This window comes from Spongiivirga sp. MCCC 1A20706, from assembly GCF_046524175.1.
Classification (GTDB): Bacteria; Bacteroidota; Bacteroidia; order Flavobacteriales; family Flavobacteriaceae; genus Spongiivirga.
Genome location: NZ_JBEFZF010000002.1, coordinates 407,330 through 423,279 on the forward strand (window position 1 = coordinate 407,330; position 15,950 = coordinate 423,279).

Here is a 15,950-nt window from a genome sequence, read left to right on the forward strand (position 1 = left end):
GGAGATGAAAAAGGAAAAGCCTCCTGTTTTGAAGAGGAGGCTATTAAGGTATTATAAACAAAAAAGCCTCGGCATTTATGCCGAGGCTTTTGAATTATATATGATAATCTAATTAGTTTTTCACTAAGTTGATTTCTACACGACGGTTGTTTGCACGTCCCGCTCTAGTTTTGTTAGAAGCGATTGGCTTATCTTCACCGTAACCAGTAGCAGAAAGTCTGTTAGAAGCAATACCGTTTGTGATTAAGTAGTTCATCACAGAGTTAGCTCTTTCATCAGAAAGACGCTGGTTAGTAGATGCTCTACCTACGCTATCAGTATGACCTTCAATTGTAAATTTAGCATTAGGGTACTCTTTTAAGATATTGATAATGTCACCTAATACAGTTTCAGACTGAGATTTGATTGTAGACTTACCAGTATCAAATAAGATAGTCTTAGCGTAATCATTTAATTTCTTCTGAACTTCTTCAGTTACTTCAGGACAACCGTTGTTAGCAACAGTACCTGCAACATCTGGACACTGATCGTCTTTGTCAAGAACGCTATCACCATCTTTATCTGGCCATGGGCATCCTTTGTTTTCAGATGGACCAGCTTCGTTAGGACAAGAATCATCTTTGTCAGCAACACCGTCACCATCAGCATCAGGACATCCATTCATTTCTTTAGAACCAGCTTCGTTAGGACAAGCATCATCTTTATCAGCAATACCATCACCGTCAGTATCAGGACATCCATTTAATGCAGGAAGACCAGCTACATCAGGACAATCATCTTTACTATCTTCGATGCCATCACCGTCAGTATCAGGACATCCGTTGAAAGCCTCAAGACCAGCAACTTCTGGACAAGCATCGTCTTTGTCATAGATACCGTCACCATCAGTGTCAGTACCACCAAAACGAATAGCAAGACCTAATACGTGCTGGAAGTGCTCGAAACCATAATTTTCGAATACGTGCTTATAGCTAGATTGAACATTTAAACCTAAGTTTTCAGTAAACCAGTAATTAAAACCTAAACCACCGTTGATGGTTCCAGCTCCTATTTCATCAACCCAAGTATAACCACCACCAATCTCAACGAAAGGATCGAATTTTTTACCTTCAGTAAGGTTATACTTAATAGTACCGTCGATAGCATAGTGAGAAAGATCGTCAACACTTACGTCACCAGCTTTGTCGATTCTGTTTAAAGACCCTCTAGCACCTAAAGAGAATCCATCACCTACGTACTTAGATACTGCAATAGTAGAAATAGAAGGCAAAATGTTCCAGTGGTCAGATACATTGAAGTACTCATCGAACCAGGGTCCTGCAAAAGCTTTGTCAGAATTAGTTGGATAGAGGTCAATGGCGTTCACACCAAAGCTAAATTGCCACGGGTTGTTTTTGTCTTGTGCGCTCACATTGCTAATACCTGCAAAAAGCAATACAGCAATTAGTAATCTGCTAAGATGTTTCATGTTCAATTTGTTTAATTTAAAGTTTTAATTATCGACAAATGTAAGTTGTTAAATTTTATTAACAAAGGTAAATATATTAAAAATTTGGAATAATGTAAGAAATAACGGCGAGTACCAAACGATTTAGAGTACCCCTAATTCCTTACCAACTTTAGTAAAAGCTTCAACAGCTTTGTCTAAATGTTCGTTGGTATGAGCTGCCGATAGTTGAACGCGAATACGGGCCTTGCCCTTTGGTACAACTGGAAAAAAGAAACCTATTACATAGATACCTTCTTCTAATAACTTATCGGCCATTATCTGAGATAGCTTTGCGTCATATAACATTACAGGAACTATAGCCGAATCACCATCTATAATATCAAAGCCGGCATCGATCATTCGTTTTTTAAAGTAGTCAGTATTTTCACTTAAGCGATCTCGTAAGCTAGTGTCATTACTCAACATATCGAAGACCTTAATAGAAGCGCCAACGATAGCAGGAGCTAATGAGTTTGAAAATAAATAAGGTCTAGAGCGTTGTCTAAGTATTTCGATAATCTCCTTTTTGCCGGTTGTATAACCACCCATCGCACCACCTAGGGCTTTTCCTAAAGTTCCGGTAATAATGTCAATTCGGTCAATTACCTTCTTATCTTCTAAGGTGCCACGACCCGTACTGCCAATAAAACCTGCTGCATGACATTCATCAATCATCACCATGGCATCGTATTGGTCAGCAAGGTCACATATTTTATCTAGCGGAGCCACCAACCCATCCATAGAAAACACCCCATCGGTAACGATAATCTTAAAACGGGCATCATCATCATTGGCTTTTTGAAGCTGAGCCTCTAAATCAGCCATATCATTATTTTGATATCTGTACCGAGCTGCTTTACATAAACGAACTCCATCAATAATAGAGGCATGGTTTAGGGAGTCGGATATTATCGCATCTTCTTTTGTAAGTAAAGGTTCGAATACACCACCGTTAGCATCAAAAGCAGCAGCATACAAAATAGTATCTTCCGTTTGGTAGAAGTCGGCTATCTTTTGCTCTAGTTCTTTATGAATATCCTGTGTACCACAAATAAAACGTACCGATGACATGCCGAAACCATGTGAGTCAAGGGTGTCTTTAGCCGCTTGTATTACATCAGGATGTGATGAAAGACCTAAATAATTATTCGCGCAAAAATTAATAACCTCTTCTCCCGTGCTAATTTTAATGACAGCATCTTGAGGTGAAGTAATGATGCGTTCTTTTTTAAAAAGACCTTGTTCTTTAATATCTGCTATTTCTGATTGCAGGTGTTCTTTAATCTTTCCGTACATGATTGGTGTGTTTAAAAGTGCAAAATTAGCTGATTTTAGCTCATGAAACTATGCTGCTATAATATTAATCGTGTCATTAATATATACCAAAAGCTTTGCACTGATGGTAAATCCCATTTCTTTAAGGATATCTTCATAACCAATAAGCTGTTGTTGATGTTCTTTATGAATTGCTCCGGTTTTATAATCGATAATGACCGCGTTGTTGTTTGCATCTACGCAAACTCTATCTGGGCGAAGTAAAAGTCCACTATTGCTAATAATATCGCGTTCATTATATACTTGATAGTTGGTTTCAAAATAGGCTCTAAGTTGTTGGTTATTTGCAATCTGCTCAATCGATTGTAGCATTTCCGATTTTTGTTCGATAGCAATTAGACCTTGATCAATTGCTTTCTCAACGGCATTGGCTATATCATCTTTATACGTCACATATGACATTATTTTATGTATGACATTTCCTTTTTCAATAGCATTTTCCTGTTTAGTATCCCACAATAGCCCTGCATTGGTCAATATATTTAATTTCTTTGTATCACGGGCATTAAATGAATAGGTGTAGATACCATCCCTTTCTTCACGAGACTTTGCGGGTTCTATTCCTGCATTCGAATCGCCGAATTCATAAGTAAGCTCGTCACCATGCCAACGTTGTTGTTGCATTAAGAAACTTGTTAATATGGTAGCATAGGATTTTTCAGCCTCAAATCTTTTCAGATTCGGCTTATGTGATATAATATATAGCTGGTTTATCGCGCGGGTTAGTGCCACGTATAAAATATTAAGGGCATCAAGTTGATTTTGTTGTTTTTGAAGCAGGAGGATTTTCGCTGCCTTGGCATCCAGATGTGCCAACTCATCATTAACTTTTACATGGGCATATTCAAAACCATAAAGATCTTTATCAATAGGTAGCCAACACATATCTTTTCTATGGTCAATTATGGCATCATCAGCAAACGGATATATGACAATAGGAAACTCTAAACCTTTTGACTTATGTATGGTCATAATTTGTACCGCATTGTTGTTTTTAGAACTTATGATACTAAGGCTATTTTCTTTTTTCTCCCAATAGGAAATAAAACCGGTGAAACCGGACTGATTGTGCTGTAAATATTCATATATAACATCTAGGTAAAATTGAATGTAGGCGTCTGCTTTTTTTGCCAAATGAAAACGATCGATAATAAGCTCTACCGCTTCATACAAGTTTCTGTTGATGAATTCACTAAAATTGAAATCGATGTTAAATGCTTGCAAACTTTGAAAAAGTGCTTGTGGACTTTTATTTATTAAATTTTTATAAAATAAATATTCATTTTTCACGTCCAGCTGATGAGCGGCTAAAAAGCTAAGCAACCTTATCTTTAATTCGGCATTTTCAGGTTGGTACCCCAACCGAATCAAATTGTTAATAAACTGAATTTTCGGATTATTTTTTAGCAACAAACTTTCGGAAGATACTACATCGATTCCATGTTCATTTAGCACTTCAGCTAATGCAATACCTTGGGTATTTTTACGAACTAAAATGCAAATATCACCTAGAGAAACTTTTTTGGCTTTTAACGTATTTACGGTTTCAACAACTTTATTTGCGTAAAGCTCCGGAGCTTTCAGTTCCTCTTCCTTTTCAATAAATTGAATATTGACATAGCCTTCTTGCTCAGTGTTTGCCTTCTGTTCATTTCCTACCTTATATATATGTGCATGGTTGCTATTTAGAAAAAAGGGACTTGCGTGAGAGAACAAGGCATTGCAAAAAGATACAATTGTACTGGTGCTACGGAAGTTTCTCGGAAGGTTTTCAATATATGGTTTTGTTTGAGGAAATGGGCTAGAGCCATTAATTAATGCTATGAACTGCTCGGGCTCACCGCCGCGCCATCGATAAATAGCTTGTTTTGGATCGCCTACCAACATTGCCTTATTGGTTTGGGTGCTGGTTGCCAAAGCATTTTCAATTAATGGTGTTAGATTGTTCCATTGGAGGGTTGAGGTGTCTTGAAATTCATCAATAAAATATTGGTGGTATTTCTCCCCAATACGCTCATATATAAAAGGAGCGGGTTGATTTTTTATTTCGTTGCTGATAATTTGGTTAAATTCTGATATTGGTAGCAAGCCTTCTTCTTCCTTAATTGTTTTTAACTCATAATAAATAGCACTCAACACGGAAAGCGGAGTGATATTCGAATAAAAGTTATCTAGGAATTTTAAACGAGCAATCCCTTTTCTGGTTTTTTCAAAGGCAGCAGCTATATCGGGCTGGATACTATCTATGGTTGCTTTTAGGTCATCATGTAATCCTTTATTATAAAGGGTTCCACCATTAACTAGTGTCTCTTGCCATTGATTTCCGAATTTCACCCCAAATTCTTTTTTCTCAACTTTTTCAAAAAACTTAGGGAGATATCCTCTTGAAAAATCACCGTGCTCAAGACCGCTTTCATCAATGAGATCAAGTACTTTTTTGGTTCCCTCCACAATGCTGGTGTTTAAGGTGTTTTTTTCTTTAAGAATTATCTTTTTAAGCTGATTAAAATCGCTTAAACTCTTCTGTCTCAATAACTCGACATATGGTATTTCATCTTCTTTAACCAATAATTTAGCCGTATTATTAAGATCTCTTTTAATATCCCAACTTTTATCATCATCCGCTTTATCGAGGGCAAAATCAACCAAAGTTTGAGTGAGTTGCTGTTCACTTCCGGCTTTTGACAGCAATCTGTCAACAGCTTGTGCTAAAATCAAGTCAGTATCTAAAGTCACCTCAAAATTCATTGGGAGCTTTAGGTCATGGGCAAAAGTGCGAATCAATTTATGAGTAAACCCATCAATAGTTTGAAGGTCAAAACCTGCATAGTCGTGTATTAAATGCCTTAAAATAGACTTTGCTTTAGTCCGTAGCTGCGCTGGTTCGAGTCCTGTTTCTTGTAAGAGATCGACCAGCATACTGTCATCTTTATTGACATCGTCTGATGCGAATTGGATCAGTTTATCAACAATACGATTTTTCATTTCACTTACCGCTTTATTGGTAAATGTAATTGCCAGAATGTGTCTGTATTTTTTTGGCGACTTAGCAGTTAATAATGTCTTTAAATACTGCTTGGTAAGCGTATGAGTTTTTCCACTGCCTGCAGAGGCGTTGTAAATTATGAACGGGTGATCGGTAGCTATCATATATTTTATAAAGATAGCTAATGCTAGTATACTACTCGGGCGAAAAACAATTATGATAATTCTTCAACACCTAACTTTTGAATGTGAAGAAGATATGCGTCTGAAGTTGTTTGATTTTATTTAAGAATACGGACTAAAAGGTTTCTTAGAATCAAATATTAAAACCAAAATCACGTGGTTGATTGGGCTTATTTTAAATTACAAATGTTACTATTCAGTGGATTAGCAAAGTAGATTCTTTTATTCATTTTTAAAAAATATATAGAAGTGGTATTTGCAACTAATAGTATTTAAAACCACCCCTTATATCTTAATAGTATTTTTACCAACAGGAGCATTTCGGTAACAATTATCTATGGAATTTGGATCATTAATGATATCAATCTCGCATACAAAAAGGACGCAGCATTCAAACTGATTGTAACCCAAACGCCATCTTATATTTGAATTACTACTCATTCTGGCCATGCATTCGTTAAATAGTTTATCTTCCTCATCTGGATCTAGAGGAGGTGGTATCCTGTAACAATTTTCTATCTCTTCGTTTGAAATTCTTGAATTGGATTCATTGGATGAATCTAATCCTGGTTTACAATCGTCTAGACAGCTTTCCGGAAGATCAACTACCTCAGGAATTTTTACATTAATATGAGTAGATTTGTTTGCAACTTCGTCACTAAATATAAACTCATTAAATTTTAAATTATAAGTATCAGTGATTACTTTACTTACTTGTTTTGGGTCTTGTTTACGAAGTTCAAAACGTTGTGATAAATCTTTCCATCGATTCACCAAATCATTTTCGTACGATAACATATCTGTTACAGAATCGAAGCCTAATACGCTTGCCAACTCTTGTTCTTCCTGCGATGTGAGTTGGTCTTTTTCATAAAGTTCCGAAGCTCTAGTAGCATCTACTATACGAAAGCTTGTAATTACATTTTCATTGATCAATTCTAAAAATTGAGTATCCTCAACCAGTCCTTCAATACTTGCGATCGGCTCATTATCAGAACTATCTTTATCGCAAGACGTGATCAGGATACAAATGAAACCTAACATTTGTAAAGTTTCTATAAATTTTTTTCGGAATAGCATAAGGTTAAATTTTTGATTTTTAGTAGGTAAGAGCGAAAATTACAAAAGAATTTCAAACTGCACTGTATTTATTAGTCAATATATTAATGTACTATTTTAACAAATAATCAGTCTTTCTTGTATGGTTTTCGGCTTGCAAATAAAATAGACACAAAGCTTATTGTATTTTCATTCTTATTAATTATTCCATTGTTTATTACTTTTTTAGGCTATTTATTTCTAGTCAATACTTTTATAAGCTGTTTTGTAATAATATGAGTTTTTCCACTGCCGGCGGAGGCATTGTAAATAAGAAAAGGATGGCTCGTTTTGGTCATATGTACTATAAAAATAGACAATGATTGTATAACCACTTATTATTTTTTATTGAAACCGTTAATGCTTAATTTTGAATAGATAATTATTAACTAAAAACCATAAAATATGGCTTTTCAACTTCCAGAATTAGAATACGCTTATGATGCGTTAGAACCACATATTGATGCTCGAACGATGGAAATTCATCACTCAAAACATCATAACGGCTATACCACTAAATTAAATGCGGCGATTGAAGGTACCGATCTTGACGGATTAACAATAGAAAATATTTTGATTAATCTTGATATGGGGAACGGTGCCGTAAGAAATAATGGCGGCGGATTTTATAACCATCGTTTGTTTTGGGAAGTAATGAGCCCGAATGGTGGTGGAGAGCCAACGGGTGAACTAGCTAGTGCCATTAATGATGCCTATGGGTCATTTGAAGCCTTTAAGGATGAGTTTTCAAAAGCGGCAGCAACACGTTTTGGTTCAGGTTGGGCTTGGCTATGTGTACATGAAGGGGGTAAGGTAGAAGTTTGTTCTTCGCCAAATCAAGATAACCCGATCATGCCTGGTGTTGGCTGCGGAGGGACACCTATTTTAGCACTTGATGTGTGGGAGCATGCGTATTATTTAAATTATCAAAATAGGAGACCCGATTATATAAGTGCATTTTTTAATGTGATTAATTGGGAGAAGGTTTCGGAGCTTTATGCCAAAGGGAAATAATTATTTTTGAATAATTTATTTTAATAATTAAAAAAGGGTCTGCAGTCGCAGACCCTTTTTTGATCCAAATACTATTGTTTATCAGTTTATTAGTGCGCTAAAATAAAATTTTTACTATAAAATAAATGAAGGAAGTATAGCTTAATTCCTATTGTTTTTTCGTTGAATAATAAGATAAAATGAGGTACTCACTTTAGTCCATAAAAAAAGGTGGAAGAATCCACCTTTTTTTGCCCCAAATCTTACCATGAACTTAACCTACTTATGCTATGGTTCTTCGAATATAGAGCAGATATTCATATAGCAAACAATTAGTTGATGAAAAGCATTTTTATCCGATGAAATGCAATTTTAGAAGTTTAATCGAGGTTTTGTTCGATCAATTGCACTTTTTTTAGAAAAGTCTAGACGTAAAAAAAGGCGGAAGAATCCACCTTTTTTTGCCCCAAATCTTACCATGAACTTAACCTACTTATGCTATGGTGATACAAATATAGATTTCGTTTGTCTAGCGATTATAATATTATAGTTAAACGACGTCTTTATTAGTTAAATAACCTTAGTTAACAGTATATTAACCAGAATCAAAGAGTTAGTCAGATCAATGTATGGTTAGCACTTAGTAGGCGCGCTGTTTCCTACCTTCAACAAAATTGATAAAAGCTCTGTTTACAACACGATTACCACCAGCAGTTGGATAATCTCCTGTAAAATACCAGTCTCCAAGATTATCTGGACAGGCGAGGTGCAACTTATCCACACTTTGAAAAATGATTTTTACTTCAGCTTTAACGGTAGGACTGGTAAGTAGCTCTCCTATTTTGTTTGATATTTCTTCTTCGGTAAATGGTGCGTAGAGTTCTTTTACGAAGTTCTTTACTTCGTTATCGTTAAGCTCAGTCTGCGCTAAACACTTTTCGTAAATAGTTGTAATCAAATCATATTGTCCTTTATCTTTCAATAGTTCGACAGCTGCGCGAAAAGCAACAAAATCTTCTAATCGTGCCATATCAATACCATAGCAATCAGGATATCGTATTTGAGGTGCTGATGAAACGATCACAATCTTTTTAGGGTTGAGCCGATCCATCATTTTAATGATGCTTTTTTTCAAAGTGGTACCGCGTACCACGCTGTCATCAATAATTACCAAGGTGTCATCCGGTTTGATAACTCCGTAGGTCACATCGTATACGTGTGCTACGAGATCATCACGGCTGCTATCTTCAGTAATAAAAGTGCGCAACTTGGCATCTTTTATTGCAATTTTCTCGGTTCTTAATCGATGCGCCAGTATTTCCGTTAGACGCTCATCGGTTAAATTTTCTTTTTCGGCTAATATAGTCTCGGTTTTTTGTTTGTTTAGCTCGTCTTGGGCGGCTTCAACCATACCATAAAAAGAGGTTTCCGCGGTATTCGGGATAAACGAGAAAACTGTATTTACAGTATCGTGATCTATTGCCTTTAGTACTTTAGGCATGATTAGCTTACCGAGTTCTTTTCGTTCTTTATAAATCTCTGCATCACTACCTCTAGAAAAGTAAATACGCTCAAACGAACATGCTTTTCTTTCAATGGGCTCTAAAATTTGCTTTATATTGGTAGTGCCATCCTTTTTTGTAATAATGGCATGACCAGGAGTTAATTCTCGCACTTGTTCAAAGGGAACATTGAAAACTGTTTGAATAACAGGTCTTTCCGAGGCCACCACAACTACTTCATCATCTTTGTAATAATACGCTGGGCGTATTCCTGCCGGGTCCCGAAGTACAAAAGAGTCGCCATGTCCTATCATGCCTGCCATGGCATAGCCACCATCAAAGTTTTTGCAGGCGCGTTTTAGTATTTTTCCAACTCGAATTCGTTTATGTATTTCGGCGGTGGCTTCTTTTTTATTAAAACCTTCTTTTTTGAGTTGTTTGTATATTTTGGCAACCTCATCATCTAAAAAGTGGCCAATTTTTTCCATTACCGTAATGGTGTCGACTTCATCTTTTGGATGCTGACCTAGGTCGACTAAATTTTGAAACAGCTCGTTGTTATTAGTCATATTAAAGTTACCAGCGACGATCAGGTTACGGTGCATCCAATTATTCTGACGTAAGAAGGGGTGAACACTCTCAACACTGTTTTTGCCAAAAGTGCCATAGCGAACATGACCCAAAAGTAATTCGCCTATATAAGGAATGTTTGCTTTTTGCTTGGCTACATCTTCTACATATTCAGGGTGTTTTTCTAACTCCGTATTAATACGACTGTTAATCTGGGCAAAAATGTCTTGAATGGGTTGCTGCTGTACTGATCGTACTCTACTTATATACCGTTGTCCAGGTTCGACATCGAGCTTAATACTTGCAAAACCGGCTCCATCTTGACCACGGTTATGCTGTTTTTCCATCATTAAGTACATTTTTTGTACACCATAAAATGCACTACCGTACTTTTCTTTGTAAAATTCTAAAGGTTTTAATAGTCTGATTAGTGCAATACCGCACTCGTGTTTAATGGCGTCACTCATTATATATATGTACTATAAAACAAAAGCGCCCTTCAAAAAGGGCGCATCATTAATTTAATTCTATTTCAAATTGGGTCAAGGCTTTAAATTGCATCAACCGTTTTCTTACTTCATCTCTATCTAAGTTCACCATTCGTTCTGTACCAAATTTCTCAACACAAAATGATGCTAGGTTACTACCTTGAATAATTGCGTTTTTCATGCTTTCGAATGAAAAGTTTTGAACACTTGCAAGATAGCCTGCAAAACCACCAGCAAAGGTATCACCAGCTCCTGTTGGGTCGAATACTACTTCTAAAGGCAGTGCCGGAGCAAAAAACACGTTGTCGCCATTAAACAACAAAGCACCGTGTTCTCCTTTTTTAATCACCACATACTGCGGTCCCATTTCATGAATTTTTCTTGCAGCAGCGACCAACGAGTATTCACCAGATAATTGCCTGGCTTCTTCATCGTTTATAGTGATTACATCAACTCGTGCAATTACCTTAAGTAAATCGTCTAATGCACTATCCATCCAAAAATTCATGGTATCAAGTACTGCAAGCTTAGGTTTTTGACTCATTTGATCTAAAACACCAAGCTGAACTGCTGGGTGTAGATTCCCTAACATTACTATTTCAGCATCCTTATAATTTTCCGGAACAACAGGATTAAAATCAGCTAGGGTATTTAAGTCAGTCACCAAGGTGTCACGGCTATTCATGTCGTTGTGATAACGCCCTTTCCAGTAAAAAGTTTTTCCACCTTTAACCACCTCAATACCGGAGATATCAATATTTCTTTCTGTAAGTAAATCGAGATACTCTTGTGGAAGATCATCTCCTACAATGGAAACTATCGCAGCATCTACATTAAAATGAGAAGCCGCTAGTCCGATAAAGGTTCCTGCACCACCTAAAATCTTATCCGTTTTCCCAAAAGGAGTTTCAATTTCATCAAAGGCAACTGTGCCAACAATCACTAACTTGCTCATGTAATTTTCGAAGCTAAATTTTCTGCAAATATAGTCGATTAAACGAGTTAAAAAATAAGATTAAATCTCAACCTCACGTTTTAATGCTAAAAATGTATTATATGGGCCTTTATGTAGTAAAGAATTCACAATAAAAGCGGGAATACTTCCTCCGGGATCGATAAAAAGTTCTTGCGAAACCATAGTATAACCATCTTTTTCTTCTAACAGCCAAAAACCTTTTAAGTTACTAACACGAATCGTATTTTTCTCTTTAGGAATTGATTCGTCAAACGCACTAATATTACACTTGATAATGGTGTCACTCACTTTTTCTATTTCAACGATAGAGACATTATCACGATTTCTTATAGGCCATGGCAGTTTGTTCTTAAAATAATATAAATGATGTGTTGAATCTATGCGCCTTACTTTATAAGTGACAGCACTTTCTATATTGTCTTGTTCAAATTGTGGTGCGTCTATAATAACCTTAAGTACTTTTTCTATGGGTGCTTTTACTTTTGTAACTGCTTTGAAACTGTTTAATGAGGTAGATTCCTCGTTTTTAATAAACACTTTTATACCATTGGCTTCCTTGCGAAGCTTCCATTGCTCCTGGGCAACTAACGAAGTTGATGCAAAAAACAATATAAATAAAAGTCTGATTTTCATGAATGCTTAGTTGCATACATTTAAAAATCATTACAGTTGAGGTTGAATTTTAAGATTATTTTCTGCCAAAATCTGCGGGAATTTCACCCCAAGCTTTGGTTTCCCACTTAACGATTTTGGTACTATAAGAGTTTTTTTTAAGCCAGGCCTCTGCGCGTTGAATGAGCTCAAACATCTTAGCATTTTTCTTGTTTTTTGTCAATTTGGTTTTGCATTTTTTTTGTCGCACCCAACTCATAGCGATCTTGCTGTCTGTATAAATAAGTCGATCGCTTCCTTTTTTCTTTAAATATGCTAAACCATGAACAAGTGCAAGAAATTCCCCTATGTTGTTAGTGCCTAGTGGAAAAACACCTTGATGAAATAATCGCTTGCCTGTTTGGGTATCAACCCCCTGGTATTCCATTTTACCAGGATTACCGCTTGAGGCTGCATCAACCGAAATAGAATATAAATCAGGTTCTCCATACTTTGCTTTTTCGGCAGCAGATAGGATTTTTTTCTTTTTTGATTTCCCTTTCCCCCAATGAGCTTCCGGACCATCATCGAATGCTCTTTTTGCTTCGGCTAGGGTTTCGAAGGACTTATATTTAGCAGATGAATATCCTTTTATTGCTAACTGGCACTTGGTCCAAGAATCGACAATACCAATTTTGTGGCCTTCCCAAATAACATAATATTTCTGTTTTTTACTCATGTTGTTTTTGAAGTAAACGCTCAATTACCTTTGGAAAGTGTTCATATTCCAGGTCGTGAATTTTCTTTGCCAGATCTTCTGGAGTATCCTCTTTTTCAATGTTGGTAGTTGCTTGAAAAATAATGGCGCCCTCATCATATGCTTCATTTACGTAATGAATAGTAATACCAGATTCTTTTTCCTTGTTTTTTATAACTGCTTTATGAACGTTCATACCGTACATACCTTTTCCGCCATAGTTAGGCAAAAGAGCCGGATGTACATTGATAACTTTATTAGGAAAATACGCTAATATCTTTTCTGGAAACTTCCATAAAAATCCCGCAAGTACAATAAGGTCCGGTTTTGTTATTAGTAATAAATTTAAAATATCATTAGTATCATAAAAGGCGATTCGATTAAAGTACAGCGAACTAATTTGGTGAGAATTAGACTTGTCTAAAACTTTGGCATCCCTTTTGTTAGAGAGTACCTGAACAACGGTCGCCCCGCCGGTATGATTAAAATACTTTATTATATTTTCGGCATTCGTACCTGAGCCGGAAGCAAAAATCACAATACGTTTCATAGATAGCTGGGTTAACCGAGTTCAAAAAAACAAATTATTATTTACAAAGGTTGGGAAAGCAAAAATACTTTAGCTTATTTTTCATAAATTACATTCACATTTTTTATTGAAAAGAAGGTATTAAACCAAAGTTTTATATTTTTGCCAACAACTAAAATTTAAAATTAAAAGATTATGTCAGACATTGCATCAAGAGTTAAAGCTATCATCGTAGATAAGTTAGGTGTAGACGAAAATGAAGTGGTAAATGAAGCGAGCTTCACTAACGATCTAGGAGCTGATTCTTTAGACACAGTTGAGCTGATCATGGAGTTCGAAAAAGAATTTGATATTCAAATTCCAGACGATCAAGCTGAAAACATTGCAACAGTTGGCCAAGCGGTATCATATATCGAAGAGGCAAAATAAGTAATACCAATTTATGAAGTTGAAGCGAGTTGTAGTTACCGGCATGGGGGCATTAACTCCCATTGGTAATAATCTTAGTGAATATTGGGATGGTCTAAAGAACGGCAAGAGCGGCTGTGCACCCATTACCTATTTCGATGCTGAGAAGTTTAAAACTAAATTCGCATGCGAGGTTAAGAACTTCGTAGCAACTGATTTTTTTGACAGAAAAGAAGCGCGTAAACTGGACAGATTTGCCCAGTACGCGCTTGTTTCATCTAATGAGGCTATTGAAGACTCAGGTTTTGATCTCGAAAAGGTTGATAAATTTAGAGTTGGAGTTATATGGGGTGCTGGTATTGGAGGATTGGAAACATTTCAAAACGAAGTGTTGAATTTTGCAAATGGAGATGGTACTCCGAGATTTAACCCATTCTTTATCCCAAAAATGATTGCTGATATTGCTCCCGGAAATATTTCCATTAAACATGGTTTTATGGGGCCTAATTATACTACAGTATCAGCATGTGCATCATCTGCGAATGCGATGATCGATGCACTAAACTATATTCGTTTAGGACATTGCGATATTATTATAACAGGCGGAAGTGAAGCTGCGGTTACCATTGCTGGAATGGGCGGTTTTAATGCGATGCATGCACTATCTACACGTAATGAAAGTCCTGAAACAGCGTCTAGGCCATTTGATGGAACTAGAGATGGTTTTGTGTTAGGAGAAGGTGGTGGTGCATTGGTTTTAGAAGAATACGAACATGCAAAAGCAAGAGGAGCTAAAATTTACGCTGAGGTTATTGGTGGCGGTATGTCAAGTGATGCTTACCATATGACAGCTCCGCATCCTGAGGGTATTGGTGTAGAACGTGTGATGCTAAACTGTTTGCGTGATGCCGATATAAAACCTGAAGAAGTAGACGCTATTAATACACACGGTACGTCAACCCCACTAGGTGATGTGGCTGAGTTAAAGGCTATTAAAAAAGTGTTTGGTGATCATACACCTAACATTAACATAAATTCTACAAAGTCGATGACGGGACACCTGTTGGGAGCTGCTGGTGCAATTGAAGCAATCGCTTCAATTTTAGCAATGCAACACAATGAGGTGCCACCAACGATTAACCACACTACGGTGGATGAAAATATTGATCCTTCGTTTAATTTAACGCTCAATAAATCGCAAAAACGTGAAGTCAACATTGCGATGAGCAACACATTTGGTTTCGGAGGACACAATGCATGTGTGATCTTCAAAAAAATTGATGCATAGACCATTATGGGTTTTATGCGAAAAATATTGAATTCCCGATCAGAGACTGACGGGAATTTTTTTATTCAATTAAAAGAAGTACTTGGATTTAAGCCAAAAAAGCTCAAGTTCTATAAAAAAGCATTCACCCATAGATCGCTTAATAAGAAAGATAGCAAGGGACGGCCAATTAATTACGAACGGCTGGAGTTTTTAGGTGACGCTATGTTAAGCGCCGTAATTGCATCTCATTTGTTTAAAGAAGTACCAAGAGGCGATGAGGGTTATCTTACTAAAATGCGATCGAAAGTGGTGAGTCGAGAACATTTAAATGAATTGGGTAGAGATCTTAATTTGTTAAGTATGATACGCTCTAGAATACCTAAAAATAGTTTCGGCGATAATATTTATGGTAATATTTTCGAGGCCTTGGTTGGCGCCATTTTCTTAGACAAAGGTTACAAATATTGCGAGCGCTTTATTTATGAAAAAGTAATTGTGCCCTATGTAGATATTGAGCGGCTAGAAGGTAAGGTAATAAGCTACAAAAGTTTGCTTATTGAATGGTGTCAAAAAGAAAAACGTACCTTTAAATACGAAGTGTATGAAGATACCGGAAAAGACAAGCTTAAGCATTTTGCAGTAAAACTTCATATTAATAGTAAAGTTGTTTCTAAAGCTAGGGCAACTTCAAAGAAAAAAGCGGAAGAAATTGCCTCAAAACGCGCCTATTTTTCTTTTCAAGAACGAATAGAAAAAACCTGACCTTTAAAAATAGA

Annotated in this window: 13 protein-coding genes; 4 read left to right on the plus strand and 9 right to left on the minus strand. The window is 36.4% G+C overall.

Features of this window, described 5'->3' with window-relative positions; all coding sequences use genetic code 11:
• Positions 1–112 precede the first annotated feature (112 nt).
• The 4 genes from ABN763_RS05930 to ABN763_RS05945 all read right to left on the minus strand — a co-directional run bounded on the left by ABN763_RS05930 (position 113) and on the right by ABN763_RS05945 (position 7,036).
• Positions 113–1,468 carry an OmpA family protein gene (locus ABN763_RS05930; RefSeq protein ID WP_410484517.1) on the minus strand — a complete coding sequence of 452 codons (1,356 nt, stop codon included), beginning with the start codon at positions 1,466–1,468 and terminating at the stop codon, positions 113–115.
• A gap of 123 nt (positions 1,469–1,591) precedes the next feature.
• Positions 1,592–2,785: a glycine C-acetyltransferase gene (kbl, locus tag ABN763_RS05935; protein ID WP_410484518.1), complete on the minus strand. Its 1,194-nt coding sequence runs from the start codon at positions 2,783–2,785 to the stop codon at positions 1,592–1,594.
• A 48-nt stretch (positions 2,786–2,833) separates the two neighbouring features.
• Positions 2,834–5,974, minus strand: coding sequence for a UvrD-helicase domain-containing protein (locus ABN763_RS05940; protein WP_410484519.1), 3,141 nt, complete (start codon positions 5,972–5,974; stop codon positions 2,834–2,836).
• 303 nt (positions 5,975–6,277) lie between these two features.
• The gene (locus ABN763_RS05945; RefSeq protein WP_410484520.1) at positions 6,278–7,036 is read right to left on the minus strand and encodes a hypothetical protein; all 759 of its coding nucleotides are present in this window, start codon (positions 7,034–7,036) and stop codon (positions 6,278–6,280) included.
• A 459-nt stretch (positions 7,037–7,495) separates the two neighbouring features.
• Here ABN763_RS05945 and ABN763_RS05950 point away from each other — a divergent pair, with 459 nt between their 5' ends.
• Positions 7,496–8,104 carry a superoxide dismutase gene (locus ABN763_RS05950; protein ID WP_410484521.1) on the plus strand — a complete coding sequence of 203 codons (609 nt, stop codon included), beginning with the start codon at positions 7,496–7,498 and terminating at the stop codon, positions 8,102–8,104.
• A gap of 619 nt (positions 8,105–8,723) precedes the next feature.
• Here ABN763_RS05950 and ABN763_RS05955 read toward each other — a convergent pair.
• Genes ABN763_RS05955 through ABN763_RS05975 form a run of 5 tightly spaced genes read right to left on the minus strand, consistent with a single transcriptional unit; the run spans position 8,724 to position 13,517 of the window.
• On the minus strand, positions 8,724–10,622 hold the full coding sequence (locus tag ABN763_RS05955; RefSeq protein ID WP_410484522.1) for an amidophosphoribosyltransferase: 1,899 nt from the start codon (positions 10,620–10,622) through the stop codon (positions 8,724–8,726).
• 49 nt (positions 10,623–10,671) lie between these two features.
• Positions 10,672–11,598 (minus strand): PfkB family carbohydrate kinase, encoded by a 927-nt coding sequence (locus tag ABN763_RS05960; RefSeq protein ID WP_410484523.1) that lies wholly within the window; start codon positions 11,596–11,598, stop codon positions 10,672–10,674.
• 60 nt (positions 11,599–11,658) lie between these two features.
• On the minus strand, positions 11,659–12,252 hold the full coding sequence (locus ABN763_RS05965) for an START domain-containing protein (protein WP_410484524.1): 594 nt from the start codon (positions 12,250–12,252) through the stop codon (positions 11,659–11,661).
• Positions 12,253–12,307: 55 nt separating this feature from the next.
• Positions 12,308–12,949, minus strand: a complete 642-nt coding sequence (locus tag ABN763_RS05970; RefSeq protein WP_410484525.1) for a viroplasmin family protein — start codon at positions 12,947–12,949, stop codon at positions 12,308–12,310.
• Positions 12,942–13,517, minus strand: a complete 576-nt coding sequence (locus ABN763_RS05975) for a phosphoribosylglycinamide formyltransferase (protein WP_410484526.1) — start codon at positions 13,515–13,517, stop codon at positions 12,942–12,944. The genes ABN763_RS05970 and ABN763_RS05975 overlap by 8 nt, the downstream gene beginning before the upstream one ends.
• Positions 13,518–13,691: 174 nt before the next feature.
• Between ABN763_RS05975 and ABN763_RS05980 the strand changes: the two genes are divergently transcribed.
• The 3 genes from ABN763_RS05980 to rnc are packed head-to-tail and all read left to right on the plus strand — an operon-like array spanning position 13,692 to position 15,936.
• Positions 13,692–13,925 carry an acyl carrier protein gene (locus ABN763_RS05980; RefSeq protein ID WP_068590783.1) on the plus strand — a complete coding sequence of 78 codons (234 nt, stop codon included), beginning with the start codon at positions 13,692–13,694 and terminating at the stop codon, positions 13,923–13,925.
• Between the two features lie 13 nt (positions 13,926–13,938).
• Positions 13,939–15,192: a beta-ketoacyl-ACP synthase II gene (gene fabF / locus ABN763_RS05985; RefSeq protein WP_410484527.1), complete on the plus strand. Its 1,254-nt coding sequence runs from the start codon at positions 13,939–13,941 to the stop codon at positions 15,190–15,192.
• Positions 15,193–15,198: 6 nt separating this feature from the next.
• Entirely contained in the window at positions 15,199–15,936 is a 738-nt protein-coding gene (rnc, locus tag ABN763_RS05990) for a ribonuclease III (RefSeq protein WP_410484528.1), read from the plus strand.
• Positions 15,937–15,950 lie beyond the last annotated feature (14 nt).